This window comes from Lelliottia sp. AC1 (assembly GCF_023278595.1).
Taxonomy (GTDB): domain Bacteria; phylum Pseudomonadota; class Gammaproteobacteria; order Enterobacterales; family Enterobacteriaceae; genus Enterobacter; species Enterobacter nimipressuralis.
In genome coordinates this window covers 307,914-332,974 of the sequence record NZ_CP025699.1, presented here as the reverse complement: position 1 = coordinate 332,974, position 25,061 = coordinate 307,914, and the positions used below count along the sequence as shown (strand labels likewise).

At 55.7% G+C, this 25,061-nt stretch carries 22 protein-coding genes; 7 read left to right on the top strand and 15 right to left on the bottom strand.

Annotated features, from left to right (window positions below):
* Positions 1 to 31 precede the first annotated feature (31 nt).
* From dinF to C0560_RS01530, 3 genes are all read right to left on the bottom strand, one after another.
* Positions 32 to 1,351 (bottom strand): MATE family efflux transporter DinF, encoded by a 1,320-nt coding sequence (gene dinF, locus C0560_RS01540; RefSeq protein WP_248859483.1) that lies wholly within the window; start codon positions 1,349 to 1,351, stop codon positions 32 to 34.
* A 67-nt stretch (positions 1,352 to 1,418) separates the two neighbouring features.
* Positions 1,419 to 2,027, bottom strand: coding sequence for a transcriptional repressor LexA (gene lexA, locus C0560_RS01535; RefSeq protein WP_100778063.1), 609 nt, complete (start codon positions 2,025 to 2,027; stop codon positions 1,419 to 1,421).
* A 109-nt stretch (positions 2,028 to 2,136) separates the two neighbouring features.
* Entirely contained in the window at positions 2,137 to 2,505 is a 369-nt protein-coding gene (locus C0560_RS01530) for a diacylglycerol kinase (protein WP_100778064.1), read from the bottom strand.
* Between the two features lie 154 nt (positions 2,506 to 2,659).
* Between C0560_RS01530 and plsB the strand changes: the two genes are divergently transcribed.
* A complete protein-coding gene (gene plsB / locus C0560_RS01525) occupies positions 2,660 to 5,080 on the top strand; it encodes a glycerol-3-phosphate 1-O-acyltransferase PlsB (protein ID WP_100778065.1) in 2,421 nt (806 codons plus the stop codon).
* Positions 5,081 to 5,174: 94 nt separating this feature from the next.
* Here plsB and ubiA read toward each other — a convergent pair whose 3' ends face one another.
* The 5 genes from ubiA to malK all read right to left on the bottom strand — a co-directional run bounded on the left by ubiA (position 5,175) and on the right by malK (position 10,368).
* Positions 5,175 to 6,044, bottom strand: a complete 870-nt coding sequence (ubiA, locus tag C0560_RS01520) for a 4-hydroxybenzoate octaprenyltransferase (protein WP_100778066.1) — start codon at positions 6,042 to 6,044, stop codon at positions 5,175 to 5,177.
* 12 nt (positions 6,045 to 6,056) lie between these two features.
* Positions 6,057 to 6,554 (bottom strand): chorismate lyase, encoded by a 498-nt coding sequence (gene ubiC / locus C0560_RS01515; protein ID WP_100778067.1) that lies wholly within the window; start codon positions 6,552 to 6,554, stop codon positions 6,057 to 6,059.
* A 181-nt stretch (positions 6,555 to 6,735) separates the two neighbouring features.
* Positions 6,736 to 7,689 (bottom strand): maltose operon protein MalM, encoded by a 954-nt coding sequence (gene malM, locus C0560_RS01510; RefSeq protein ID WP_123429859.1) that lies wholly within the window; start codon positions 7,687 to 7,689, stop codon positions 6,736 to 6,738.
* Positions 7,690 to 7,803: 114 nt separating this feature from the next.
* Positions 7,804 to 9,156 carry a maltoporin gene (locus C0560_RS01505; protein ID WP_100780781.1) on the bottom strand — a complete coding sequence of 451 codons (1,353 nt, stop codon included), beginning with the start codon at positions 9,154 to 9,156 and terminating at the stop codon, positions 7,804 to 7,806.
* Between the two features lie 102 nt (positions 9,157 to 9,258).
* On the bottom strand, positions 9,259 to 10,368 hold the full coding sequence (malK, locus tag C0560_RS01500; RefSeq protein ID WP_248859482.1) for a maltose/maltodextrin ABC transporter ATP-binding protein MalK: 1,110 nt from the start codon (positions 10,366 to 10,368) through the stop codon (positions 9,259 to 9,261).
* A 371-nt stretch (positions 10,369 to 10,739) separates the two neighbouring features.
* On the opposite strand from malK, the gene malE reads away from it, so the two are divergent.
* The 3 genes from malE (at position 10,740) to malG (ending at position 14,496) form a co-directional block, all read left to right on the top strand.
* On the top strand, positions 10,740 to 11,930 hold the full coding sequence (malE, locus tag C0560_RS01495) for a maltose/maltodextrin ABC transporter substrate-binding protein MalE (protein ID WP_100778070.1): 1,191 nt from the start codon (positions 10,740 to 10,742) through the stop codon (positions 11,928 to 11,930).
* A gap of 116 nt (positions 11,931 to 12,046) precedes the next feature.
* Positions 12,047 to 13,591, top strand: coding sequence for a maltose ABC transporter permease MalF (malF, locus tag C0560_RS01490; RefSeq protein ID WP_248859481.1), 1,545 nt, complete (start codon positions 12,047 to 12,049; stop codon positions 13,589 to 13,591).
* Between the two features lie 14 nt (positions 13,592 to 13,605).
* The gene (malG, locus tag C0560_RS01485) at positions 13,606 to 14,496 is read left to right on the top strand and encodes a maltose ABC transporter permease MalG (protein ID WP_100778072.1); all 891 of its coding nucleotides are present in this window, start codon (positions 13,606 to 13,608) and stop codon (positions 14,494 to 14,496) included.
* A gap of 221 nt (positions 14,497 to 14,717) precedes the next feature.
* Here the strand turns inward: malG and psiE are convergent, their stop codons facing one another.
* The 6 genes from psiE to pgi all read right to left on the bottom strand — a co-directional run bounded on the left by psiE (position 14,718) and on the right by pgi (position 21,090).
* Positions 14,718 to 15,128, bottom strand: coding sequence for a phosphate-starvation-inducible protein PsiE (gene psiE, locus C0560_RS01480; RefSeq protein WP_095280319.1), 411 nt, complete (start codon positions 15,126 to 15,128; stop codon positions 14,718 to 14,720).
* Between the two features lie 172 nt (positions 15,129 to 15,300).
* On the bottom strand, positions 15,301 to 17,397 hold the full coding sequence (locus tag C0560_RS01475) for a YjbH domain-containing protein (RefSeq protein ID WP_248859480.1): 2,097 nt from the start codon (positions 17,395 to 17,397) through the stop codon (positions 15,301 to 15,303).
* Positions 17,397 to 18,134: a capsule biosynthesis GfcC D2 domain-containing protein gene (locus C0560_RS01470; protein WP_102105625.1), complete on the bottom strand. Its 738-nt coding sequence runs from the start codon at positions 18,132 to 18,134 to the stop codon at positions 17,397 to 17,399. The genes C0560_RS01475 and C0560_RS01470 overlap by 1 nt, the downstream gene beginning before the upstream one ends.
* Positions 18,131 to 18,769 (bottom strand): YjbF family lipoprotein, encoded by a 639-nt coding sequence (locus tag C0560_RS01465; RefSeq protein ID WP_181827167.1) that lies wholly within the window; start codon positions 18,767 to 18,769, stop codon positions 18,131 to 18,133. The genes C0560_RS01470 and C0560_RS01465 overlap by 4 nt, the downstream gene beginning before the upstream one ends.
* A 62-nt stretch (positions 18,770 to 18,831) precedes the next feature.
* Positions 18,832 to 19,074: an exopolysaccharide production protein YjbE gene (gene yjbE, locus C0560_RS01460; protein WP_100778077.1), complete on the bottom strand. Its 243-nt coding sequence runs from the start codon at positions 19,072 to 19,074 to the stop codon at positions 18,832 to 18,834.
* Between the two features lie 366 nt (positions 19,075 to 19,440).
* Positions 19,441 to 21,090, bottom strand: coding sequence for a glucose-6-phosphate isomerase (gene pgi, locus C0560_RS01455; protein ID WP_100778078.1), 1,650 nt, complete (start codon positions 21,088 to 21,090; stop codon positions 19,441 to 19,443).
* Between the two features lie 372 nt (positions 21,091 to 21,462).
* Between pgi and lysC the strand changes: the two genes are divergently transcribed.
* From lysC to C0560_RS01440, 3 genes are all read left to right on the top strand, one after another.
* Positions 21,463 to 22,812: a lysine-sensitive aspartokinase 3 gene (gene lysC / locus C0560_RS01450; protein WP_100778079.1), complete on the top strand. Its 1,350-nt coding sequence runs from the start codon at positions 21,463 to 21,465 to the stop codon at positions 22,810 to 22,812.
* 92 nt (positions 22,813 to 22,904) lie between these two features.
* Positions 22,905 to 23,849: a ketopantoate/pantoate/pantothenate transporter PanS gene (gene panS, locus C0560_RS01445; protein WP_248859479.1), complete on the top strand. Its 945-nt coding sequence runs from the start codon at positions 22,905 to 22,907 to the stop codon at positions 23,847 to 23,849.
* Positions 23,850 to 23,912: 63 nt separating this feature from the next.
* Positions 23,913 to 24,185: a DUF3811 domain-containing protein gene (locus C0560_RS01440; protein ID WP_100778081.1), complete on the top strand. Its 273-nt coding sequence runs from the start codon at positions 23,913 to 23,915 to the stop codon at positions 24,183 to 24,185.
* A 1-nt stretch (position 24,186) separates the two neighbouring features.
* Here the strand turns inward: C0560_RS01440 and rluF are convergent, their stop codons facing one another.
* Complete coding sequence (gene rluF, locus C0560_RS01435) at positions 24,187 to 25,056, bottom strand: 23S rRNA pseudouridine(2604) synthase RluF (RefSeq protein ID WP_100778082.1); 870 nt, start codon at positions 25,054 to 25,056, stop codon at positions 24,187 to 24,189.
* Between the last annotated feature and the right edge of the window lie 5 nt (positions 25,057 to 25,061).

Here is a 25,061-nt window from a genome sequence, read left to right as displayed (position 1 = left end):
GAATCTTTAACCGTTTCGTCAAATCACGCTATCAGCTAAACCAGCTGTTATTGCGCCAGTGGCGCCGCCAAATCAGCGCTAATGACAGGCCGCGCAAGGCGAGGAACACCGCCAGCGCCAGCCACAAACCGTGGTTGCCGAGCCAGGGCAGCGTGAAGAGCGTCAGGGCGAAACCGGCCGCCGCGACTGCCATGCTGTTGCGCATTTCCGCCCCGCGCGTTGCGCCGATAAACATACCGTCCAGCAGATAGCACCAACCCCCCACCACCGGTAACACGACCTGCCAGATGATGTAGTGATTAGCCAGTTCTCTCAGTTCAGGCAGCGAGGTCAATAGCGCCACAATCTGCCCGCCAAATAAGGCATAGATCAGTGCGAAGACCAGCGCCACCAGCCCAGACTGACGACAGGCCGCGCGCCAGACCTCCTGCAACTGCCCCGCCTCGCGAGCGCCATAGGCCTGGCCTGAATGGGCTTCCACCGCATAGGCAAAACCGTCCAGCGCATAGGCGGTGAACGTCAGCAACGTCATCAGCACTGCGTTTACGGCCACGATCTCCGGCCCCAGGCGCGCGCCGAACACCGTTAAGGCGCCAAAGCAAAGTTGCAGCAGCAGCGAGCGAAGCATGATGTCGCGATTAAGCGCCAGCAGTTTACGGATGTTGCCGTGCCACGCTGTTTTAAGCATCGCGAATGAGATTCCCCGCATGGCCAGCACACGTTTCACCATCCATAGGCCAATGAAGAAAGTGCCGTACTCTGCGACCACCGTTGCAAGCGCCGCCCCCTGCACGTTCATGTGCAGACCCATCACCAGCCACAGATCGAGTACGATGTTGAGTAAATTTCCCACCACCAGCAGGATCACCGGCGCACGCGCGTACTGCACGCCCAGCAACCAGCCAAGCAGAACCAGATTTGCCAGCGATGCCGGTGCGCTGAGCCAGCGGATTTCGAGGAAGCGCCGCGCCTGTTCCAGCACCGCCTCACTACCGCCCACGACATGCAGAGCCAGATCGATGAGCGGCGTGCGCAGCAAAACAATCAGCAGCCCTGCGCCAAGGGCGAGGATCAGCGGCTGCACCAGCGCACGGGCAAGTCGAACGGGATCTTTGGCACCAAACGCCTGGGCAGTCAGCCCGGTGGTGCTCATGCGTAAAAAAAGCAGCAGCATGAAGAGGAAACTGGTCGCCGTCGCGCCAATGGCCACGCCGCCGAGGTAAACAGGGGAATCCAGATGACCAATCACCGCTGTATCCACCAGCCCCAACAGGGGAACGGTGATATTGGAGAAAATCATCGGCAGCGCAAGACGCCACAATGCCTTGTCTGAGGTTGTCAGCAGAGACATGAGAAAGTACCGGGAATTGAGAGTAGACAGTCAGGCTGCGGTGCGACCACAGCCTGTCAGTAAGAGATTACAGCCATTCGCCGTTGCGGATAACACCAACAGCCAGACCTTCAATAGAGAAAGCCTGTTCGCGGAGATCCACCACAATCGGGGAAAACTCGCTGTTTTCTGGCAACAGCTGAACCGTGTTGCCCTGTTTTTTCAGGCGCTTAACGGTCACTTCGTCGTCGATACGCGCAACCACAACCTGCCCGTTACGCACATCCTGCGTTTTATGAACCGCCAGCAGATCGCCATCCAGAATACCGATGTCTTTCATGGACATCCCACTGACGCGCAGCAGGAAATCGGCACTTGGCTTGAACATGGCCGGATCGACCTGATAGTGACCTTCAATATGTTGCTGTGCCAGCAAAGGCTCACCCGCCGCGACGCGCCCCACAAGTGGCAGACCTTCTTCTTCTTCCACCAGCAGGCGAATTCCGCGTGACGCACCAGAGACAATCTCAAGAACGCCTTTACGCGCCAGCGCTTTGAGATGCTCTTCAGCGGCATTTGGAGAACGGAAGCCCAGGCGCTGCGCGATTTCCGCACGCGTCGGTGGCATTCCCGTCTGGCTGATATGATCTCGAATGAGATCAAACACCTCTTGCTGTCTGGCCGTTAACGCTTTCATTCCGCCCCCTGGGTGTATATACAGTTATGCTGTGAGTATATACAGTCAAAGGTGATTTTGGAATCAAAAACTGCACAAAAAACCAGAGACTTATTGGATTCCTGAAGCCTTATCGAAAATGTGACCAAAGAAGCGTGCCCCAGGTGATGGCTGCGATGATAATCGCCAGCAGCACAGCGGCAGAACCCATGTCCTTCGCACGGCCCGACAGCTCATGGAAATCAGAACCGATGCGATCCACCACCGCTTCAATAGCGCTGTTGAGAATTTCCACTATCATCACCAGAAGGACTGAACCAATGAGCAATACGCGGGTTATCGGGTCGACATCCAGAAAACAGGCGATGATCACCGCAACAACCGCAGCAACCCCTTCCTGGCGGAAAGCGGCCTCATTGATCCATGCGGCGCGGAAACCTTTCCATGAATATCCGGCAGCTTTGATGATTCGGGTTAACCCAGTGGTATTATTGGCCATTAAAAGAACCTTTTCTTAGATTTAGCGTCAGTAACTATAGCTGTAGCGCATAGCAATACAGCCTGAAGTATGACCGGTAACAACAGAAATTTTGCGCGCTTTCTGTTATCCTTGCGCCGCAATTGCATTATTAACCAGAGGCTTTACATCGTTTATGTCCGGCTGGCCACGAATTTACTACAAATTACTTAATTTACCATTAAGCGTCCTGGTAAAAAGTAAGTCTATCCCGGCGGAACCTGCGCTGGAATTAGGGCTCGATACCTCGCGCCCTATTATGTACGTTTTGCCTTACAACTCGAAGGCAGACTTACTGACGCTCCGCGCCCAATGTCTGGCGCATGACTTGCCCGATCCGCTCGAACCCCTTGAGGTCGACGGGACTCTGCTGCCGCGCTACGTGTTTATTCACGGCGGGCCGCGCGTGTTCACCTATTACACGCCAAAAGAAGAGTCCATCAAGCTGTTCCACGACTACCTCGATCTGCACCGCAGCAACCCCAGTCTGGATGTCCAGATGGTGCCGGTGTCGGTGATGTTTGGTCGTCGTCCTGGCCGTCAGAAAGGCGAGGAAAACCCACCACTGCGTATGCTGAACGGCATCCAGAAGTTCTTTGCCGTCTCATGGTTAGGGCGCGACAGCTTTGTGCGTTTCTCCCCTTCCGTCTCCCTGCGCCGCATGGCGGATGAGCACGGGACGGATAAAATCATCGCCCAGAAACTGGCTCGCGTCGCGCGTATGCACTTTGCCCGTCAGCGTCTGGCTGCCGTTGGCCCGCGCCTGCCTGCACGCCAGGACCTGTTCAACAAATTGCTGGCATCTAAAGCCATTGCCCGCGCGGTTGAAGACGAAGCGCGCAGCAAGAAAATCTCTCACGAGAAAGCCCAGCAAAACGCCATCGCTCTGATGGAAGAGATCGCGGCCAACTTCTCCTACGAGATGATCCGCCTCTCCGACCGTATCCTGAGCTTCACCTGGAACCGTCTGTATCAGGGGATTAACGTCCATAACGCCGAGCGCGTGCGCCAGCTTGCCCACGACGGCCACGAAATCGTCTATGTGCCTTGCCACCGCAGCCACATGGACTACCTGCTGCTGTCATACGTGCTGTATCACCAGGGGCTGGTACCACCGCACATCGCGGCCGGTATCAACCTGAATTTCTGGCCAGCCGGCCCGATTTTCCGCCGTCTGGGTGCGTTCTTTATTCGTCGTACCTTCAAAGGCAATAAGCTCTACTCCACGGTGTTCCGCGAATATCTGGGCGAGCTGTTTAGCCGTGGCTATTCCGTTGAGTATTTCGTCGAAGGGGGGCGTTCCCGTACGGGCCGTTTGCTGGACCCGAAAACCGGTACTCTGTCGATGACCATTCAGGCGATGCTGCGCGGCGGTACGCGTCCGATTACGCTGGTGCCGATCTACATCGGTTACGAGCACGTCATGGAAGTGGGCACTTACGCCAAAGAGCTGCGCGGTGCGACCAAAGAGAAAGAGAGCCTGCCTCAGATGCTGAAAGGCCTGAGCAAGCTGCGCAATCTCGGCCAGGGTTACGTGAACTTTGGCGAACCGCTGCCGCTGATGACCTATCTGAACCAGCACGTGCCGGAGTGGCGCGAATCTATCGACCCAATCGAAGCGATTCGCCCTGCATGGCTGACGCCTACGGTGAATAATATCGCGGCCGATCTGATGGTGCGTATTAACAACGCCGGGGCGGCCAACGCCATGAACCTGTGCGTCACAGCACTGTTAGCCTCACGCCAGCGCTCGCTGACGCGTGAACAGCTGACCGAACAGCTCGATTGCTATCTGGATATTATGCGTAATGTCCCGTACTCAGCGGATTCCACCGTTCCGTCTGCCACCGCCAGTCAGCTGATCGACCACGCGCTGCAGATGAACAAGTTCGAAGTTGAGAAGGACACCATCGGGGACATCATCATTCTGCCGCGCGAGCAGGCGGTGCTGATGACCTACTATCGTAACAACATCACGCATATGCTGATGTTGCCGTCGCTGATGGCAGCCATCATCACTCAGCATCGCCGCATTTCCCGTCAGGAACTGCTGCGCCATGTTGAGACGCTCTATCCGATGCTGAAAGAAGAGCTGTTCCTGAGCTGGAGCAAAGATGAAGTGGCCGTTGAGCTGGAAAAACTGACTGCTGAGCTGCTCCGTCAGGGTCTGTTGACCGTCAAAGATGACGAGCTGCATATCAACCCGTCACGTTCCCGCACGCTGCAACTGCTGGCGGCCGGTGCGCGTGAGACATTACAGCGCTACGCGATCACCTTCTGGCTGTTGAGCGCGAACCCGTCTATCAACCGTGGTACCCTGGAAAAAGAGAGCCGCACGCTGGCTCAGCGTTTATCCGTGCTGCACGGCATTAACGCGCCAGAATTCTTCGATAAAGCGGTGTTTAGCTCACTGGTACTGACGCTGCGCGATGAAGGCTATATCAGCGATACCGGCGATGCGGAACCTGAAGAGACGATGAAGGTTTATCAGATGCTGGCCGAGCTGATTACGTCGGACGTGCGTTTGACCATTGAAAGCGCAACGCAGGACGAATGACAAAAAAAAGCCGGGAGGCGGTTTCGCCTTTCCCGGCTTACACATATGCATCAGATATATGCCCGGTGAGCGTTAGCGCTGCCGGGCATTTTTTTCAGGAAAAATAGCTCATCGCCAGCCCTAAAAACAGCACCAGCCCAACATAGTTGTTGTTCAAAAACGCTTTGAAACAGGCTTCACGCTCGCGATTCGCAATCAGCTTTTGCTGATATGCAAACAGCATCCCCGCCACCAGCACGGACCAGTAAAATTCCCAGTTCAGGGCGTTCAGATAACCAATCAGTACCATCAGCCCTAACACCGCGACCTGCAATATCCCGATGATCAGCTTGTCGTGGCGGCCAAACAGAATCGCCGTCGATTTGATGCCAATTTTCAGATCGTCATCGCGGTCGACCATCGCATACTGGGTGTCGTACGCCACCGCCCAGAGGATATTAGCGAGGAACATCAGCCAGCAGCTCAACGGCACAGACTCACTGACGGCGGCAAACGCCATCGGAATCGACCAGCCAAAGGCCGCGCCCAGCACCACCTGCGGCAGATGGGTATAGCGCTTCATAAACGGATACACCCACGCCAGCGCCAGTGCTGCGACTGAGAGTAAAATCGTCATGGTGTTGAGCGTTAAAACCAGCAGAAACGCGAGGAGCACCAGCACCACAAACAGGGTGCGGGCCTCTTTTTCTGACACCTGACCGCTCGGCATCGGGCGGTTGGCGGTGCGTTTCACGTGGCCGTCAAATTTGCGGTCGGCATAATCGTTAACCACGCAGCCCGCGGCACGCATCAGCCAGACGCCTGCGACAAACACTGCCAGGATCCACAGCGGCGGTAAACCAGGGGTGGCAACCCACAGCGCCCATAGCGTCGGCCACAGCAACAAAAAGGTGCCGATGGGTTTATCGGTACGCATCAAGCGGTGAAAAGCCAGCAGCTTATCCTGCGTCAGACTCCACTCCATTTTCATATCCTCTTAGTACAACGGCGATGCAGGCAAAAAGAGTTCTGTCAGCATGAGCGGCTTGCCGCTTAAGCGCAGGCGGGAACGGCGTCCCCACAGGTCTGCATTGCGACCAATTTCAATAAAATCACGGGTAAGCTCAGACGACGTAAAAAGATAGCGTCCCAGCGGGGTTTTACCCAGCTGTTGCAGCGCCAGCTCCGGACCGCACAGGGTAGATTCAGGGACCACGGTCCGCCCGGCAAGCCAGGGTTCACCATCGGCGCAGAGTAAAATTTCACGCAGCCAGTAACGATCTTCTTTTGGCAGCAGCGGCAGTTCACTGGCGACGTCATCAGGCGAGACGAACCCTTCCTGAATCAGCGTTACCGTGACTTTTTTCCCCTGTTGCTCAAAGCGTTTCGTCATGGAATCTTCCAGCAGCAACCAGTCCAGTTGCTCCGGGTCAAGCGCGGGAATGTTTTCAAAATAGCGCAGCGCACGCAGTTGCGTTAGCGCAGGGTGTGACATGCCAGACTCTCCGATACATAACGTCTGGCTATTGTATCGCAGAAAAGCAGATTGGGGGCGGCCAAACGCGGTTTAACGATCATTATCGCAACAGGAGTGCAACAGCCTGCGCCGCCCAAAAAAAAGTGCGCCCACTCAGGCGCACTAAACTACTGACAACATCAGCACTGTGGGGAGACGGTCACCCCTTGCCTTTTACACTGCTGATAAAGGTGGAACGGGCAGTGGTCGAACCTAAACGCTCAGCTTCATCCAGCAGCTTCAGCGCTTTGTCTACATCGCCGCGATCAACTGCTTCTTTGATGGCGCGATTGAAGTAACTTTCAGTGTCATTCAACATCGGCTCGGCTTTCTTCGCCGGAGCTGGTGCTGGTGTCGGCGCAGCGGCGGGGGCAGCGGCGACAGGCGCGGCATAAGCCGGTGCGGCGGTGTTACCCACGGTCACAGGGCCAGGGCCGGCGGAGCCAAACAGTGGGCCAACCAGCACGCTGGAGGCGGAAGAGGTGCTGACTTTCAGTTTCAGCGTGCCGTCGGTGGTGTGGCGCGCTTTTGGATCCGGAATATCCGGGACCGCATTGCCCGTGCCTTTGGCGTAGGCTTTGGCCGGGTCAACCAGGGTAGTTGTCTGGGCGAGATCCTGCGGCGTCGTGAAGACCAGCACATAAATTTTCTGCTGACCCAGCGCAGGCGTCAGGCGCATCACCCCTTCCAGGCGATCGGCGCTCATCACGCCCGGTTCCTGATAGGTGAAATAGCTGCTCGGGAAGAACGCCGATGGCGTCATGTTCTGATCCAGAATCAGCACGTTCGGCGCAAAGACATGTGTTTGCTTGTCGACAATACTGGTCAGCGTCAGGTTCAGCTCACCAATGTTTGCCGGGACGCTCCAGGCCGCGACCGGGCCGGAAATACCAGGCACATTCAGCTGCTGGCCGCCGCTCGCAAGATCGGTGCTTTGGGTTTTAGACTGGTCGACAGGCGTCCAGACCAGTTGTTGCAGCGCAGAAGCCGGGATGGCGGGAGCCGCCGTGGTGTTCTGCGGAACGAAATTAACCTCGGCAAAACTGACTGCCGGAACGCTTGCCAGCAGGCCAGCGGAAAGGCAGAGGGCGACGAGACTTTTGTTCATTTTCATTGTTATCACCTCAGATATTCAGCGCAGCGGTGGCCAGGCAATAGCGCGCGACGCTTAAATCAGAGGGGCTTGCGCCCCTCCTTTGTTTAGCCATTACGTGAGATTAACTGCGGATTACCACCAGATTTCCATCTGGGCACCGAAGCTCCACTCGTCGTTATCGCCGCGGCCAAGGCCAGCAGTCTGCATACCGAAGTTGGAGTTGTAGTTACCGCTGGTAGTGATCGGGCTACCCGACGTGTCGTAACCCCATTTCTCATCCCACTTCGCATAGGTTGCGAAGACGCGGATTGCCGGACGAGACCAGATGCTGTCGCCAGCCTGCCATTGTTGCGCCAGGGTGACTTTGTACTGGTTGTTTTTGTCGCCGGTGTTCTGGGATTTGACGTTGTCGTAGCCCACTTCCAGCAAGGTACTCATGATAGGCGTCCATTTGTACATTGGGCGCACACCCACGGTGTACCATTTGGTGCCGTTGCCGTTATCCCAGTCGATATCCTGGTACATACCGACGTACATCAGGTCCCAGCTGTCGCCCAGGGAGATTGCACCGTGGTCGAGAACGCGCAGCAGGTGGCCGTTGTTGTTGATGCCGTAGGCATACAGTTTGCCATCGGAATCGTCATTACCCAGACCGATGCCAGCACCCTGGTTCAGGCCTTTACCCTGAGAGGTCATGGAATCTGTTGCGTACTGAACGACGAACTTGTTAAAGCCTTTCAGCATGCTTTGGGTATGTTCTGCGGTGAACATCCAGCCATCTTTGGAGGCGTTCGGCTGCAGATAGTAATCGTCATTTACGTTGGTGTGACCGTAGTCAACGCCCAGTTCCAGGGTACCGCCTGGGTTGATTTCCATCTGCGCTAAACGCACGTCGAAGACGTCGTTAGCGGTATCGGTGGTGTAATCACGAATGTTGTTGCTGGCGAAGGTAGAGGAACCGCCCGCTTCAGTCGAACGGGTCACAGCCATGGAGAGTTTACCAAAGCCGAGATCCACGTTTTCCAGACCTGCACCCGGGCCGGAGATATCCCAGTAGTAGAAGTCGATCATGTGAACGTCATGACGCTGATAGAAGCGCTTACCCGCCCACATGGTGGAACCTGGCAGCCATTCAATCAGGTTTTTACCCTGCACGTTGGCTTCACGGAACGCGGGATCAGTAGCTTCCCAGTCGTTCTGCTGTGCAACGGAGTACGCGACGTTGGTGTCGAAGTAGAAGCTCTTATCGCCTTCTTTCCACACTTCCTGGCCCAGTTTCAGCTCAGCGTAAGTTTCACATTCGTTACCAAGACGATATTTACTTTGTGCACCCGTTGCCTGGAAGCACTGTTGCGCGCCGCCGCTACCGGTCCAGCCGATACCCGAACGGGCGTAACCTTTAAAATCGACGGCGCCCGCGTGAGCAGACAAAATGCCTGCAGTCACGGCGATTGCCAGTGGAAGTTTGCGCAGAGTAATCATTATTCTATCTCCTGAGATCATTGCTTTTCTTATTACACTTCACTCTTCGGGCTGCCTGTTCGTTGGCTGCAGCGCGAAGGATGACGTGTAGTTTTGTTGGAATGCTTAAACGCCTGGCTCTTTATGCAGCCGACGACATGCAGTGCCATCCTCTCGGAACAGATGGCAACGCTCTGGCGGCAAACCGATAGCGAATGTGGCACCCTCTTCTACCAACACCACGTCGTTCTGGCGGTAAACCAGGTTCTGACGGATGGCGGGGATCTGGATATGAATCTGTGTTTCGTGACCAAGTTGCTCGACGACCTGAACGTCTCCTTCCAGCGTCACATCGGCGATCTGACTTGGCAGTAAGTGTTCAGGACGAATACCCAGGGACATGTTTGCCCCGACCTGTACGTTAGCGCTGTCCACTGGCAGCCAAATCTGCTGACGGTTCGGCAGTTCCACCTGTACCTGTTCGATCGCCGTTGCGGTCACTTTGACCGGCAGGAAGTTCATCTTCGGCGAGCCAATAAAGCCCGCAACGAAGCGATCTGCCGGGTAGTGATACAGTTCCAGCGGTTTCCCCACTTGCGCGACGCGACCGGCGTCCAGCACCACGATTTTGTCGGCGAGCGTCATCGCTTCGACCTGATCGTGGGTGACGTACACCATCGTGCGGCCAAGGCGTTTGTGCAGGCGGGAAATTTCAATACGCATCTGAACGCGCAGGGCGGCGTCCAGGTTAGAAAGGGGTTCATCAAGCAGGAACACGCGCGGTTCCGCCACCAGCGTACGGCCAATCGCCACGCGCTGACGTTGTCCGCCGGAGAGCGCTTTCGGTTTACGCTCCAGCAGGTGTGCCAACTGCAGCACTTCTGCCACCTGGGTGACGCGCTGATTGATGACATTTTTTTTCGCCCCGGCCAGCTTCAGGCCAAAGGACATGTTTTCAGCAACGGAGAGATGGGGATAAAGCGCATAAGACTGGAAAACCATGCCGACACCGCGTTCGGCGGGTGGGATATCGTTCATGCGGGTTTCACCGATAAACAGATCGCCACTGGTGATCGTTTCAAGTCCAGCAATCATACGCAGCAGTGTTGACTTACCGCAGCCTGATGGGCCAACAAACACCACGAATTCACCTTCGTGGATGTCGAGATTGATGTCTTTTGACACCACTACGTCGCCCCAGGCTTTCGTTACATTCCGCAGCTGTACGCTCGCCATGCCCTTCTCCCTTCGTTACAACCTGTCACCGACAGAAACATTCAACATAAGTTCACTATGGGGTATCCATAAGTTCTGCAAATCCTCCACCCCCTGCCTTTTTCATGGGGGAGGAGGCGGGAGGATGAGAGAACCGGTTCTGCCACCGCGCCGGGCGTGGTCTGGGTAAATTCGTGATGCAGGCGGCAAAATTCAGTGGGTTTTTATGTGCGCCATGACTCATAACTTAAATTTATGCAACGCAGATCACACAAAGCAGGGGTGGGGCGTAGACCTAAGGAGGATGGAAAGAGGATGTCATATAAGGAAACTGGCTCACGTTGAACCACCTCAGTGTATCCACGAGCACATCACCAAAAAGGATGGCAGATATGAAGATCAAGACTGGCGCACGCGTTTTCGCATTGTCCGCCCTGGCAGCAATGATGATTTCCGCACCGGCTCTCGCCAAAATTGAAGAAGGTAAGCTGGTTATCTGGATTAACGGCGACAAAGGCTATAACGGCCTGGCCGAAGTGGGTAAGAAATTCGAAAAAGACACCGGCATCAAAGTCACCGTTGAACACCCTGACAAACTGGAAGAGAAATTCCCGCAGGTCGCGGCAACGGGCGATGGCCCGGACATCATCTTCTGGGCGCATGACCGTTTCGGTGGCTACGCACAGTCTGGCCTGCTGGCTGAAGTCTCTCCTGATAAAGCGTTCCAGGACAAACTGTTCCCGTTCACCTGGGACGCCGTGCGTTACAACGGCAAGCTGATCGCCTATCCGGTGGCGGTTGAAGCCCTCTCCCTGATTTACAACAAAGACCTCGTACCGAATCCGCCGAAATCCTGGGAAGAGATCCCGGCTCTGGATAAAGAGCTGAAGGCGAAAGGTAAGAGCGCGCTGATGTTCAACCTGCAAGAACCGTACTTCACCTGGCCGCTGATCGCAGCCGACGGCGGGTATGCCTTCAAGTTTGAAAACGGCAAATACGACGTGAAAGACGTGGGTGTGGACAGCGCTGGCGCGAAAGCCGGTCTGACTTTCCTGGTTGATCTGATCAAGAACAAACACATGAACGCGGATACCGATTACTCCATCGCGGAAGCTGCGTTCAACAAGGGCGAAACCGCGATGACCATCAACGGTCCGTGGGCCTGGTCTAACATCGACAAGAGCAAAATCAACTACGGCGTCACGCTGCTGCCAACCTTCAAAGGCAAACCGTCTAAACCGTTCGTAGGCGTGTTGAGCGCAGGCATCAACGCCGCCAGCCCGAACAAAGAGCTGGCGAAAGAGTTCCTCGAAAACTATCTGCTGACCGATCAGGGTCTGGACGAAGTGAACAAGGACAAACCGTTGGGTGCCGTCGCGCTGAAGTCCTTCCAGGATACCCTCGCAAAAGACCCACGCATTGCGGCCACGATGGATAACGCCCAGAAAGGTGAAATCATGCCGAACATCCCGCAAATGGCGGCGTTCTGGTATGCCACTCGTACGGCGGTGATCAACGCAGCAAGCGGTCGTCAGACTGTCGATGCCGCGCTGAAAGACGCGCAAGGTCGTATCACCAAGTAAGCACTATGGCGGGTGAGCGTAGCGATCCCGCCCTACTACTACGGCTCAAACCGTAGGTCAGGTCAGCGACGCGCCGCCTGACAATAAGTTTTCATCGCTGTAGAGGAAGATTCCCCATGGATATCATTAAAAAGAAACACTGGTGGCAAAGCGACACGCTGAAATGGTCAGTGATAGGTCTGCTGGGCTTACTGGTGGGTTACCTTGTTGTTTTAATGTATGTGCAGGGGGAGTACCTGTTCGCCATCATGACGCTGATTTTAAGCTCTGTTGGCCTGTATATTTTCGCCAATCGTAAAGCCTATGCCTGGCGTTATGTCTATCCGGGTGTGGCCGGGATGGGGCTGTTCGTCCTGTTCCCACTGATCTGTACCATCGCTATCGCATTTACTAACTACAGCAGCACCAACCAGCTCGCGCAGGAACGCGCCCAGCAGGTGCTGATGGACCGTTCTTATCAGGCCGGAAAGACCTTTAACTTTGGTTTATACCCGGCGGGTGACGAATGGAAGCTGGCCCTGACCGACGAAGGGACCGGTAAAAATTATGTTTCCGACGCCTTTAAATTTGGCGGCGAACAGAAACTCACCCTGAAAGAAGCCGACGCCCTGCCGGAAGGCGAGCGCGCGAATCTGCGTGTCATCACCCAGAACCGCCAGGCGCTGACCCAGCTGACGGCCATCCTGCCAGACGAAAGCAAAGTGATCATGAGCTCGCTGCGCCAGTTCTCCGGCACGCGGCCGCTCTATACCAAAGCCGATGACGGTACGCTGACCAACAACCAGAGCGGCGTGAAATACCGTCCGAACAACGAGATCGGTTTCTATCAGTCGGTGAATGCCGACGGCAACTGGGGCGACGAAAAACTCAGCCCGGGCTATACCGTCACCATCGGCTGGGACAACTTTACCCGCGTCTTCACCGACGAAGGCATCCAGAAGCCGTTCTTCGCCATCTTCGTCTGGACAGTCGTCTTCTCGGTCCTGACGGTGATCCTGACCGTGGCGGTCGGCATGGTGCTGGCGTGCGTGGTGCAGTGGGAGTCCCTCAAGGGTAAAGCCATCTATCGCGTGCTGCTGATTCTGCCGTATGCGGTTCCGTCGTTTATCTCGATTCTGATTTTCAAAGGGCTGTTCAACCAGAGCTTCGGTGAAATCAACATGATGCTGGGCGCGCTCTTTGGCATCAAACCGGCCTGGTTCAGCGACCCGACCACCGCCCGCAGCATGATTATCATCGTCAACACCTGGCTCGGTTATCCGTACATGATGATCCTGTGCATGGGGCTGCTGAAAGCGATTCCGGACGATCTGTACGAAGCCTCGGCGATGGACGGCGCGGGCCCGTTCCAGAACTTCTTTAAGATTACGTTCCCGCTGCTGATCAAGCCGCTGACGCCGCTGATGATTGCCAGCTTCGCCTTTAACTTTAACAACTTCGTACTGATTCAGCTTCTGACCAACGGCAGCCCGGACAGGCTCGGAACCACCACGCCAGCAGGCTACACGGACCTGTTAGTGAGCTACACCTACCGCATCGCCTTCGAAGGCGGCGGTGGTCAGGACTTCGGGCTGGCAGCCGCCATCGCTACCCTGATCTTCCTGCTGGTAGGCGCACTGGCGATTGTGAATCTGAAAGCCACACGCATGAAATTCGACTAAGGAGGGCACACATTATGGCTATGGTACAACCCAAATCTCAGAAACTGCGCCTCCTGGCGACGCACTTAGGGCTACTGATTTTTATCGCAGCGATCATGTTCCCGCTGCTAATGGTTATCGCCATCTCCCTGCGTGAAGGGAACTTCGCTACCGGCAGCCTGATCCCGGATCAGATCTCCTGGGAGCACTGGAAGCTGGCGCTGGGCTTCAGCGTCGAACACGCCGATGGCCGCGTGACGCCGCCGCCGTTCCCGGTGCTGCTGTGGCTGTGGAACTCCATCAAAGTGGCCGGTATTACCGCCATCGGGATTGTGGCGCTCTCCACCACCTGCGCTTACGCCTTTGCCCGTATGCGTTTCCCGGGCAAAGCGACGCTGCTGAAAAGCATGCTGATTTTCCAGATGTTCCCGGCAGTGCTGTCGCTGGTGGCGTTGTACGCGTTGTTTGACCGTCTCGGTCAGTACGTGCCCTTCATCGGTCTGAACACCCACGGCGGCGTGATTTTCGCCTACATGGGCGGTATCGCGCTGCACGTCTGGACGATTAAGGGCTATTTCGAAACCATCGACGGATCGCTTGAAGAAGCGGCGGCACTGGATGGGGCAACACCGTGGCAGGCTTTCCGCCTCGTGCTGCTGCCGCTGTCGGTGCCGATTCTGGCGGTGGTCTTTATTCTGTCGTTCATCGCGGCCATTACCGAAGTCCCGGTCGCGTCGCTGCTGCTGCGTGATGTGAATAGCTACACGCTGGCCGTAGGTATGCAGCAATACCTCAACCCGCAAAACTACCTGTGGGGCGACTTTGCCGCAGCCGCTGTGCTCTCCGCCATCCCGATTACCGTGGTGTTCCTGCTGGCTCAGCGCTGGCTGGTCAACGGCCTCACGGCGGGCGGTGTGAAAGGTTAAGCTTCATTGTGTTATGCCACTGCAACCCTCAACTTTAGACGTATTGTATTGACCCAATACTCAAAATATTTTGCGGTGCTGGAAGGCGGCAAGTGAGTGAATCCCAGGAGCTTACTAAAGTAAGTGACTGGGGTGAGCGAACGCAGCCAACGCATCAGCAGCGTAAAATATGAAGAGTAAACTTGTGACTGTTGTTTGGCGGCCTTCAGGCCGCCATTTTTTTATTCGCGTTTCAGCCGCTTAGAGTTACACAGCCAGAGGGTAATCACTAACAGCAGGATCGCCGCCGAGTAGATCAGCACATCAAGGGGGGATTTATGATCGACGATGATCAGCCGCACAATCGCGGTGATCCCGATATAGACAAAGTAACGCAGCGGGAAGTGAAAGCCAGACTGAAAGTATTTCACAATCAGGGCGATAAATTCGAAGTAGAGAAAGTAGACCACCAGTCCTTCAACCAGCTCATATTTGCTGGTTTGTTCAGGGGCGAACAGCACATCCGCCAGATGCACCGTCTCTTTGCCGAGAAAGACGACCAGTATCAGGCCAAGGCTCAACAGACCGAGGCTCAGCACGGTCTGGAGGACCATTGAGATAAACTCAACGCGCGGACGAGTCAGGGATGTCATACAGCACCTCATTCTCTGGAGCGAAGATCCTGTATAACTCAAAAATGTGACAGAGATCTATATTTTTTGTTTATGTTTGGAGCAAACCAGAGGAATCGCCCGGTGGCGCGACGCTTACCGGGCCGACAACATCGTTGGCCGGAAACGCGCAGCGCCATCAGGCAAAACAGCATTAACGGAAGTTAACGGAACGGTCGCTGGTCATGTCGTACAGCTGGAACTTACGTCCAAGCTGCTGTCCGCCGTCACGCGTCAGCGGCGTCCAGCCAATGGCTGCGCGGCTGCGGGTTGGGCCTGACGAGAAGAGATCCAGTGGGATAGAAACATATACCCCTTTGGTGAAGTCCCCTTCCCCGTACTCGTCCGGCGACACGTTAGTGATCGTCGCGTAACCGCCCACAACCACGCCGCTGTCGAAGCGCTTCGCAATCTCCAGCGTACCGCCCTTATCCCCCGCCAGATATTGTCCGACGCTGGCTTTCACCAGCACGTCCTGGGCAAACGACGGCGTCCAGTAGGCGGTCAAATGACCGGTTTTGACGCTGTAGTCGGTGAATTTCATCATGTCCTGCGCACTGCGCCAGTCACGCTGTTTCACGTAGTTGGCATCCAGGCCGAACGCCCAGTTGCTGTCTACCGGACGGTAGAGCACTTCTGCCCCCGCGCCGCCGTACATGGTTTCCAGATAACCGCCATACACCTGGCCGTAGAAGCCATTTCCGAGATACTGGAAGTAGTTGGCCTGCAGGTTATTCACATACACATCGTTCTGCACATATTCACGCACGCGGGTACGCACGCGCGGCAGCTTCGAGTCGCTCGGCGGGTTGGTGTAGTTAAATTTGTCGTAGTTGTTGGCGATGTTGCCAAACACGCTGCCGGTGGTCAGCAGGTGATCCGTCATCCACAGATCCGCCGTGGCCATCACGCCCAGCTGATACATGTAGAAGTTTTCCGGGCCGCCGACGGACTGGTTGAGGATCGGGTCGATATGGAAATCGAAGCGCGATTTGTCGATATACCAGCCCTGCTCAGTGGTTTCTGGCACGACCGGTTCGATACGTTTTTGCACCAGCTCCGTTTCGTGGCCCAGCGGTTCGCCTTCGAGATGACGCTTCAGGCTGGCGACATCCGTTTCCGTGGTCACCTGCGGCATGTTGAGTCGGTTTTCCGTCACGCGGATCGTGCGGATCCCATCCGGCAGATCGTTCATCACGATCCGGTTCGCCCGTTCGATCCCTTCGTGGGAGTCGCGATACTTCACCTGCTCGCCCGTGACATACAGCGTGTCACCTTTGGTCTGGATTTTCGGATCGGCCAGACCCGCGTTGTATTTCAGCAGGGTCAGCTGATTCGCCACCACCGAGTGCTGCATGATCGCATCCTGCGGCTGCGGTCGATAGGCCGGGCGGGAGTTGTCGTTGTAGGACGGACGCATATCGTTAAAGTTGGTTCGAAGCGTGACACCAAACATGAAGTTGTTGCCGCGCTCGTAGCTGAGGTTAACGTCGGCCCAATCGGTAACACGGTAAATGGCGCCGACGTTAAACTTGCTCTTCTGCTCGATCTTGCCTGCAAAATCTTCCGTGTAGTTGTTGCCTTCGTACTCCAGCTTCAGGCGCAGCGGCTGCCATGGCGTCTGATACTCCACGCCGCCAAACAGCGACGCCGGGCCGTGGAACATCTGATCGCCGTTGACCGAACCGGCTTTCTGATAGCTGTTGTCGCGATAGCAATATTTGTCGCTGTAGGAGCAGAACGGGTTTTTCACGTTGCCGCTGGTGCCAAGATATCCCCAGCCCATCCCGAGGGAGAAATCGAACGGTCCCCAGGCTTTGTTAGCGACGATGTACTCCGCATCAAACAGACCCGTACCGCCGATATCGCGCGCGCCGACGGAGACCTGCGGCATCCAGTAGCTCTCTTCCCACAGGCGCAGTTTGACGTCGAAGGCTTTGTCTTTGTAAGTCTGGTTGCCCGAGAACGCCTCGACGCTGCTGTACTGTTTGGTACGCACATCGGTGTAACGCAGGGTGGTTTCGAGCCACGGGAAGAGCTGTACCGACGCGGAATAGTAGCGGTACTGATCGTTATCGCGGTAGTTAAGGCTGATTTCGCCCTCGCGCGCCATGCGTGCCGTGGGCGTTTGCAGCAAGCCGACGCCGCCGAAATCTGACTGCGACGGCCCGACGGGCGCGGGAAAGGTTTCAGCGTGGCAGGCGGCGCTGACGCAAAGCGCCAGCATGCTGTAGAGATAAGTTCTTTTCATTAATCCGGTATCCGATGCGTCAGGGAGTGAAGGATGTCGGTGTTCAGCCCGTCATACGCCTTCGTCCAGAAGTGATCGGCAAAGCCGACAAAAATCACGCTGCCCGGCATCGGCTCGATATGGCGTTTGTTCCAGTACGCTACCGGGGCTTTTTGCGTGCGACCATCGGGATAAACCACCCACGCATAGCTGCGATCCGCACCTTCCAGCAGGCTCTGGTCATCCAGGTAACTCGCGAGATCGCGCCCCGGCGTAAACGGCTTTTTCCCAGGAGCGCTGACCAGCCCCATCACCGTCACGGTAGTCGGCTGGGGTGTGATCCACAGGGTGTATTCCCCTTCCAGGGTCGGATTGCCTTTCTCCGCCACGCGCACTTCGTCGGGATCGAGATTAATCAGCTGGCGCCCCGTTACGCTTATCGCCTGCAGCTGCTGACGCACGGCGTTAATCGCGGCAGCCGTGTCGCCCGTTTCTTGCCCTGCCAAACCCGTCAGTCGGGCAAGCAACGCCTTATGTTGTTGATCGGCAACCGCGCTGGCCTGACGCTCGCTGATCACCGCTCCCGGCCACCAGCTATTCGCCAGACGCGGCTGGCCGACCAGATCAATCAGATGTTCAGCGTTAGAAAGTGTTTTCGGCTCTTTACTCCCGGGGGTATAGACCTTGACGGTGCCCGCCGACCACGCCAGCGGTGCAGTCAGTGTCAGGAGTAGCGCAGCAGATGTGATGATTTTCATGGTTTCGCCGCCTTGATCAGGGTGGCTTTCACCGGGAAGAAGTTCGCGCCAAGGTATTGCAGAGACTGGCGAATCTGCCCTTCGTCATCCACCCAGAAGCGGTTATGCCAGCGAGCCTGGTCGGTCGTGACCTCTTCATCAAGGATGCGCACCTGAGTTTGGTCGCTGCCCACGGTCACGGTGTCAGTGCCATCCCAGCGGAACAGGGATCGCGCCGTGGCGTAGCGCACCTGTTTGTGCTCCGTCCAGCCCATGGTGCGCGTCCAGCTTGCGCCATCGACGATCTGATTCGGTTTGATAAGCGGGTCTTCTGCGAGGTTGTTCACCTCAAGCAGGTTATCGCCGCCGAGCAGGGTTTTCACCAGACGCCCATGTTGCGTCACGAGTGTGGCCTGGTCCTGCGTCACCCATTTCTGCTGCCCGTTTTCGGCGAAAGCGAGCACCACAAACAGCTGTGGCCCGTCGTTTAACTGCATGTACTGGCTGGCGTAAGGCATATTCTGGATATCGTCATCCGTCAGATGCACGCCTGGCGTGCCGAACAGGCTGTCCCACAGTGAGTTTCCCAGCCCTTTGGTGGTGGCTGAGCACGCCTGCAACAGCAGGCAAATCAGAATGATTGCAGGTCGCTTCACGACTCTTCTCCGAAGGGGTGAAATAACCACACCGAAGTGTGGTTATGGTAATACACCCGTTATTACTGAGTGCTTGTTGTCGTGGTGGTCGTGGTTCCGGTATTGGAGCCATCACCGCCACCGGTTGCCGCCAGAGCGACACCCACGGCCGAGCCTACGGTGCTGGTCGCGGTTGCGGTAGAACTCCCCGCAGACGCAGACGTTGCCGCCGAACCTGCTGCTTCCCCGACCTGAACCGGAGCCGCATAGGCTGACGTCGCCGCAAGCGCAGATATGGCAAAAATGCCATACAGTACTTTCTTCATAACAATTTCCCTTCAATGAATGAATGGAGATTTGCCCAAAAAGAAATTCAGGCGGATTCGAGTATACACAACTAAAGCAGAGGGATTGCCGAACGGGGAAATAGGGGGATGGTTTTAGGATAAATGGATGAAAGGAAATAGCATCGGCTATTTACTATTTATAAAACCATATTAAATCAACAATTTATAATATACACGAAAACACAAAGGCTCCGTATATTCCTAAAATAACACCCAGTGATTAGCGGGGTAATCGACCTTTTCGGATTAAACTCAGAATAGAAATTTGCGCCAGGTAACGGACAACCGGAATTATCCGATAAAAAAAATGCCGGCATTTCGCCGGCATTGCTATGGGAATATTAATTATCCGCGCCAGGATTTATAGCGATTAATCAGACCATTCGTTGAACTGTCATGGCTGTTAATATCTTTGTCATCACCCAGCTCTGGCAGAATGCGGTTAGCCAGCTGTTTGCCCAGCTCAACGCCCCACTGATCGAAGGTGAAGATATTCAGGATCGCGCCCTGCGTGAAGATTTTGTGCTCATACAGCGCAATCAACGCACCCAGGCTGAACGGAGTGATTTCGCGCAGCAGGATGGAGTTGGTTGGGCGGTTGCCTTCGAAGACTTTGAACGGCACCACGTGGTCCAGCGTCGCCGGATCTTTACCCTGATCGCGATATTCTTGCTCAACCACGTCGCGCGCTTTACCAAACGCCAGCGCTTCGGTTTGTGCGAAGAAGTTAGACAGCAGCTTCTGATGATGGTCTGAGAGCGCGTTGTGGGTCACCGCTGGCGCGATGAAATCGCATGGGACCATTTTGGTGCCCTGGTGAATCAGCTGGTAGAACGCATGCTGACCGTTAGTGCCCGGCTCACCCCAGATGATTGGGCCAGTCTGGTAATCCACGGCGTTGCCGTTACGGTCAACGTATTTGCCGTTGGATTCCATGTTGCCCTGCTGGAAGTACGCCGCGAAGCGGTGCATGTACTGATCGTACGGCAGGATCGCTTCGGTTTCAGCGCCAAAGAAGTTGTTGTACCAGATGCCGATCAGTGCCAGCAACACCGGCAGGTTTTTCTCAGCCGGGGTGGTGGAGAAGTGCTTGTCCATCGCGTGCGCGCCGGAGAGCAGCTCAACAAAGTTGTCGTAGCCCACGGACAGGATGATCGACAGACCAATCGCTGACCACAGGGAGTAACGGCCACCGACCCAGTCCCAGAATTCAAACATGTTCGCGGTATCAATGCCGAACTCGCCCACGGCTTTGCCGTTGGTAGAGAGTGCCGCGAAGTGTTTCGCCACGTGTTTGTTATCGCCAGCCGTTGCCAGGAACCAGTCGCGCGCGCTGTGGGCGTTGGTCATGGTTTCTTGCGTGGTGAAGGTTTTAGACGCAACCAGGAACAGGGTGGTTTCTGGATTCACTTTTTTCAGCACTTCGGCGATGTGGGTACCATCGACGTTGGAGACGAAGTGCATGTTCAGATGGTTTTTGTACGGACGCAGCGCTTCGGTCACCATGAAGGGGCCGAGGTCAGAGCCGCCGATACCGATGTTGACCACGTCGGTGATCGCTTTGCCGGTATAGCCTTTCCAGCTGCCGGAGATAATGGCTTCAGAGAAGGTTTTCATCTTCTCAAGCACGGCGTTCACTTCCGGCATCACATCTTTGCCGTCAACGATAATCGGAGTATTGCTACGGTTGCGCAGGGCAACATGCAGAACAGCACGGTCTTCGGTGCGGTTAATCTTCTCGCCGGAGAACATGGACTTGATCGCCCCTGCCAGATCGGTCTCTTTCGCCAGATCCTGCAGTTTTGCCAGCGTCTCTTCGGTGATACGGTTTTTGGAGAAGTCCACCAGCATCAGATCGTCGAAGGTTGCGGAGAATTTGCTGAAACGGTCGCCGTCTTTCGCGAACAGGTCCGCGATGGTGACGTCTTTCATTTCGTCGAAGTGTTTTTGTAGTGCCTGCCAGGCAGTTGTCTGCGTTGGATTGATATTTTTCATTAGCAATACTCTTGTGATTTGAGAATTGTGACTGCGGTCGATTGTAGCGCCTGCGCGCGGAAATTGTGATGGTTTTTATGCCATTGCCCTGGTCTGCATCAAACGGGCGTGAAAAGTCCCAAAAGTATAGTCGCTATAGCCAGCCCTATCGCGGTGGAATGTCCTCCAGATCGCCGTAAAACGAGGGATAAAATAATGGCTTGTTATTAGTCCTGTTACTGAGGGGTACCCCCCCATGAAAAATCCGCATAATCCCAGCGTTGACAGGACTCTCCCCACATTTTATTTATAGGGCGGTATTTGCGCCTGCACCTGTCATCGTTTCGTTCTTGTGCCATGGTCGCTTTATTCTTTCCCTGACACGAGGATGTTATGACGAGTTTTGTTGTCGCCAAATTTGGCGGTACCAGTGTGGCCGATTACGACGCCATGAACCGCAGCGCCGACGTGGTGCTGGCCGATCCGACGACCCGCCTGGTGGTGCTTTCTGCATCGGCTGGCGTGACGAATCTGCTGGTGGCCCTGTCAGAAGGACTGGAAGCGACCGAGCGCTTTGTGAAGCTCGATGCGCTGCGCAAAATTCAGTTCGATATTCTCGAACGTATGAAGAACCCTCAGGTGATTCGCGAGGAAGTCGAACGCCTGCTCGAAAATATCACCACTCTGGCGGAAGCCGCTTCCCTGGCAACGTCGACGGCGCTGACCGACGAACTGGTGAGCCACGGCGAGCTGATGTCCACCCTGCTGTTCGTTGAGATCTTGCGTGAGCGCGACGTGCTGGCGCAGTGGTTTGACGTGCGCAAAGTGATGCGTACCAGTGACCGCTTCGGTCGTGCCGAACCGGACGTCGCGACCCTTTCCGAGCTGTCTAAACAGCAGCTGGCACCGCGACTGGCCGAAGGAATTGTCATTACCCAGGGCTTTATCGGGAGCGAAGCCAAAGGCCGCACCACCACTCTGGGCCGTGGCGGCAGCGACTACACGGCTGCGCTGCTTGGCGAAGCGCTGTACGCTTCCCGCGTGGATATCTGGACCGACGTCCCAGGCATCTACACCACCGACCCGCGCGTGGTGCCTGCCGCAAAACGTATTGATGTTATCGCCTTTGAAGAGGCTGCCGAAATGGCGACCTTTGGCGCGAAAGTGCTGCACCCGGCCACCCTGCTGCCTGCCGTACGCAGCGATATTCCGGTGTTTGTCGGGTCGAGCAAAGATCCTAAAGCAGGCGGGACGCTGGTGTGTAAAAGCACTGAGAATCCACCGCTGTTCCGCGCCCTGGCGTTGCGCCGCAAGCAAACGCTGGTGACGCTGCATAGTCTGAATATGCTGCACTCTCGCGGTTTCCTGGCGGAAGTGTTCGGGATTCTGGCGCGCCACAATATCTCGGTGGATCTGATCACCACTTCCGAAGTGAGCATTGCGCTGACGCTGGACACCACCGGCTCGACGTCGACGGGCGATACTCTGCTGACGCAATCGCTGCTGATGGAGCTTTCCGCTCTGTGCCGCGTTGAAGTCGAAGAGGATCTGGCGCTGGTCGCGATTATCGGCAACCAGCTGTCACGCGCCTGCGGCGTGGGCAAAGAGGTCTTTGGCGTGCTGGATCCGTTCAATATCCGCATGATTTGCTACGGCGCATCGAGCTATAACCTGTGCTTCCTGGTACCGGGTCATGAAGCCGAGCAGGTCGTGCAAAAACTTCATCATAATTTGTTTGAATAATATTCCTTAGCACGATAAACATTACCTATAGCCGGGCTCGAACCCGGCTTTTTTATAACTAAATAACACAACGTCATCGCAAGGAATTCACTATGTTATCCGCTATCACGCGGCTGTTCCCGTTATGGGCACTGCTGCTCTCTGTTCTCGCCTATTACACGCCATCGACTTTTACCCCTGTCGGCCCGTGGGTCACCACGCTGCTGATGCTGATCATGCTCGGCATGGGTGTGCATCTGAAAATCGACGACTTTAAACGCGTGCTGTCGCGCCCGGCACCGGTCGCGGCGGGGATTTTCCTGCATTATCTGGTGATGCCGCTGGCCGCCTGGCTGCTGGCGCTGGCTTTCAAGATGCCACCGGATTTGTCCGCCGGTATGGTGCTGGTGGGAAGCGTCGCCAGCGGTACGGCTTCGAATGTGATGATCTATCTGGCCAAAGGCGACGTGGCGCTGTCGGTGACCATCTCATCCGTCTCGACGCTGGTGGGCGTTATCGCCACACCGCTGCTGACGCGTTTGTATGTGGATGCGCATATTCAGGTGGATGTGATGGGGATGCTGCTCTCCATCCTGCAAATCGTGGTGATTCCGATTGCGCTCGGTCTTGCCATTCACCACCTGCTCCCACGCGTCGTCAAAGCCGTGGAACCTTACCTGCCTGCTTTTTCGATGGTCTGCATCCTGGCGATCATCAGCGCTGTGGTCGCCGGCTCTGCCTCGCACATCGCCTCGGTCGGTTTTGTGGTGATTATCGCGGTGATCCTGCATAACACCATTGGTCTGCTGGGCGGATACTGGGGAGGGAAACTGTTTGGCTTTGATGAATCGACCTGCCGCACGCTGGCGATTGAAGTTGGGATGCAGAACTCAGGCCTCGCGGCAGCGCTCGGTAAGATCTACTTCTCTCCGCTCGCGGCCCTGCCTGGCGCACTGTTCTCCGTATGGCATAACCTGTCCGGCTCGCTGCTGGCGGGCTACTGGTCAGGAAAACCGATTGCAGAGCCAGCGAAAAAAGAAGTGGTGAAAGAAAACTAATTCACTTCGCGCAAACCCCGGCTTGCTTTACACTGAAGCCTCTACTCTCAAGAGGCTTCAGGTATGTCCACACCGAGATTGACCCAGAAAGACATGACGGAAAGCGAGCAGCGCGAGCTGAAAACCCTGCTCGATCGCGCACGGATTGCACATGGTCGTACTCTGACAAACGCTGAAACCAATCAGGTGAAAAAAGAGTACATCGATAAACTGATGGCCCAGCGTGAAGTTGAAGCAAAAAAAGCCCGCAAACTTAAAAAAGCGCAGGCTTATAAACCGGATACGGAATCCACGTTCTCGTGGTCTGCGAACACCTCACCCCGTGGAAGGCGCTAATTTAGCGCCCTTTCTTTTTACGGCCCGGCTGCACGAAACGCTTCCCGGCAGGCTTGTTGCGCTCTTTTTCTGCGGATTTTGGCGCACTGACGACAGGCCGTTTAATCCCCTGCGTTTTCGGTTTTGCTTTGGCTTTCGGCTTCGCCTCGGAAGACGAACCTTCTATCAGCTTAAACAGCTCAATCAGCTCATCGCCTGTCAGATCGCGCCATTCGCCCTGCGGAATTCCGGAGAGGCTGACGTTCATGATGCGCGTTCGCTCCAGTTTCGTGACCTCAAAACCAAAGTGCTCACACATACGACGGATTTGACGGTTTAGCCCCTGCACCAGGGTAATGCGGAAGGTGAACGGTGCCTCTTTTTTGACTTTGCACTTCTTCGTGACGGTACCGAGAATCGGCACGCCCGCGCCCATACCGCGAATAAAATCATCCGTAACCGGCTTGTTGACCGTGACCAGATACTCTTTCTCATGGTCGTTACCGGCGCGCAGGATTTTGTTCACCAGATCGCCATGGTTGGTGAGAAAAATCAGCCCCTGCGAGTCTTTGTCCAGACGCCCAATCGGGAAGATGCGGCTGCTGTGGTTGACGAAATCAACGATGTTATCCCGCTCGCCATCTTCCGTGGTGCTGACAATACCCACCGGTTTGTTCAACGCGATAAAGACCAGATCTTCTTCGTCTCTTGGTTCGATCAGCTGACCATTCACTTTTACCACGTCGCCAGGCACCACCTGATCGCCAATGGTGGCGCGTTTACCGTTCAGGAAAACGTTACCTTGCTCGATGTAACGATCAGCCTCGCGACGCGAGCAGATTCCGCTCTCGCTAATGTATTTGTTTAATCGGGTTGATTGGGTGGGCAGCATAATTT

What these genes read in the sequence shown, in the direction of transcription:
- C0560_RS01475 (WP_248859480.1), bottom strand. Translation starts at nt 17,397, where the DNA reads ATGAAAAGAACTTATCTCTACAGCATGCTGGCGCTTTGCGTCAGCGCC.
- malG (WP_100778072.1), top strand. Translation starts at nt 13,606, where the DNA reads ATGGCTATGGTACAACCCAAATCTCAGAAACTGCGCCTCCTGGCGACG.
- rluF (WP_100778082.1), bottom strand. Translation starts at nt 25,056, where the DNA reads ATGCTGCCCACCCAATCAACCCGATTAAACAAATACATTAGCGAGAGC.
- lexA (WP_100778063.1), bottom strand. Translation starts at nt 2,027, where the DNA reads ATGAAAGCGTTAACGGCCAGACAGCAAGAGGTGTTTGATCTCATTCGA.
- yjbE (WP_100778077.1), bottom strand. Translation starts at nt 19,074, where the DNA reads ATGAAGAAAGTACTGTATGGCATTTTTGCCATATCTGCGCTTGCGGCG.
- C0560_RS01530 (WP_100778064.1), bottom strand. Translation starts at nt 2,505, where the DNA reads ATGGCCAATAATACCACTGGGTTAACCCGAATCATCAAAGCTGCCGGA.
- C0560_RS01470 (WP_102105625.1), bottom strand. Translation starts at nt 18,134, where the DNA reads ATGAAAATCATCACATCTGCTGCGCTACTCCTGACACTGACTGCACCG.
- malE (WP_100778070.1), top strand. Translation starts at nt 10,740, where the DNA reads ATGAAGATCAAGACTGGCGCACGCGTTTTCGCATTGTCCGCCCTGGCA.
- dinF (WP_248859483.1), bottom strand. Translation starts at nt 1,351, where the DNA reads ATGTCTCTGCTGACAACCTCAGACAAGGCATTGTGGCGTCTTGCGCTG.
- pgi (WP_100778078.1), bottom strand. Translation starts at nt 21,090, where the DNA reads ATGAAAAATATCAATCCAACGCAGACAACTGCCTGGCAGGCACTACAA.
- plsB (WP_100778065.1), top strand. Translation starts at nt 2,660, where the DNA reads ATGTCCGGCTGGCCACGAATTTACTACAAATTACTTAATTTACCATTA.
- panS (WP_248859479.1), top strand. Translation starts at nt 22,905, where the DNA reads ATGTTATCCGCTATCACGCGGCTGTTCCCGTTATGGGCACTGCTGCTC.
- ubiC (WP_100778067.1), bottom strand. Translation starts at nt 6,554, where the DNA reads ATGTCACACCCTGCGCTAACGCAACTGCGTGCGCTGCGCTATTTTGAA.
- ubiA (WP_100778066.1), bottom strand. Translation starts at nt 6,044, where the DNA reads ATGGAGTGGAGTCTGACGCAGGATAAGCTGCTGGCTTTTCACCGCTTG.
- malK (WP_248859482.1), bottom strand. Translation starts at nt 10,368, where the DNA reads ATGGCGAGCGTACAGCTGCGGAATGTAACGAAAGCCTGGGGCGACGTA.
- lysC (WP_100778079.1), top strand. Translation starts at nt 21,463, where the DNA reads ATGACGAGTTTTGTTGTCGCCAAATTTGGCGGTACCAGTGTGGCCGAT.
- malM (WP_123429859.1), bottom strand. Translation starts at nt 7,689, where the DNA reads ATGAAAATGAACAAAAGTCTCGTCGCCCTCTGCCTTTCCGCTGGCCTG.
- malF (WP_248859481.1), top strand. Translation starts at nt 12,047, where the DNA reads ATGGATATCATTAAAAAGAAACACTGGTGGCAAAGCGACACGCTGAAA.
- psiE (WP_095280319.1), bottom strand. Translation starts at nt 15,128, where the DNA reads ATGACATCCCTGACTCGTCCGCGCGTTGAGTTTATCTCAATGGTCCTC.
- C0560_RS01440 (WP_100778081.1), top strand. Translation starts at nt 23,913, where the DNA reads ATGTCCACACCGAGATTGACCCAGAAAGACATGACGGAAAGCGAGCAG.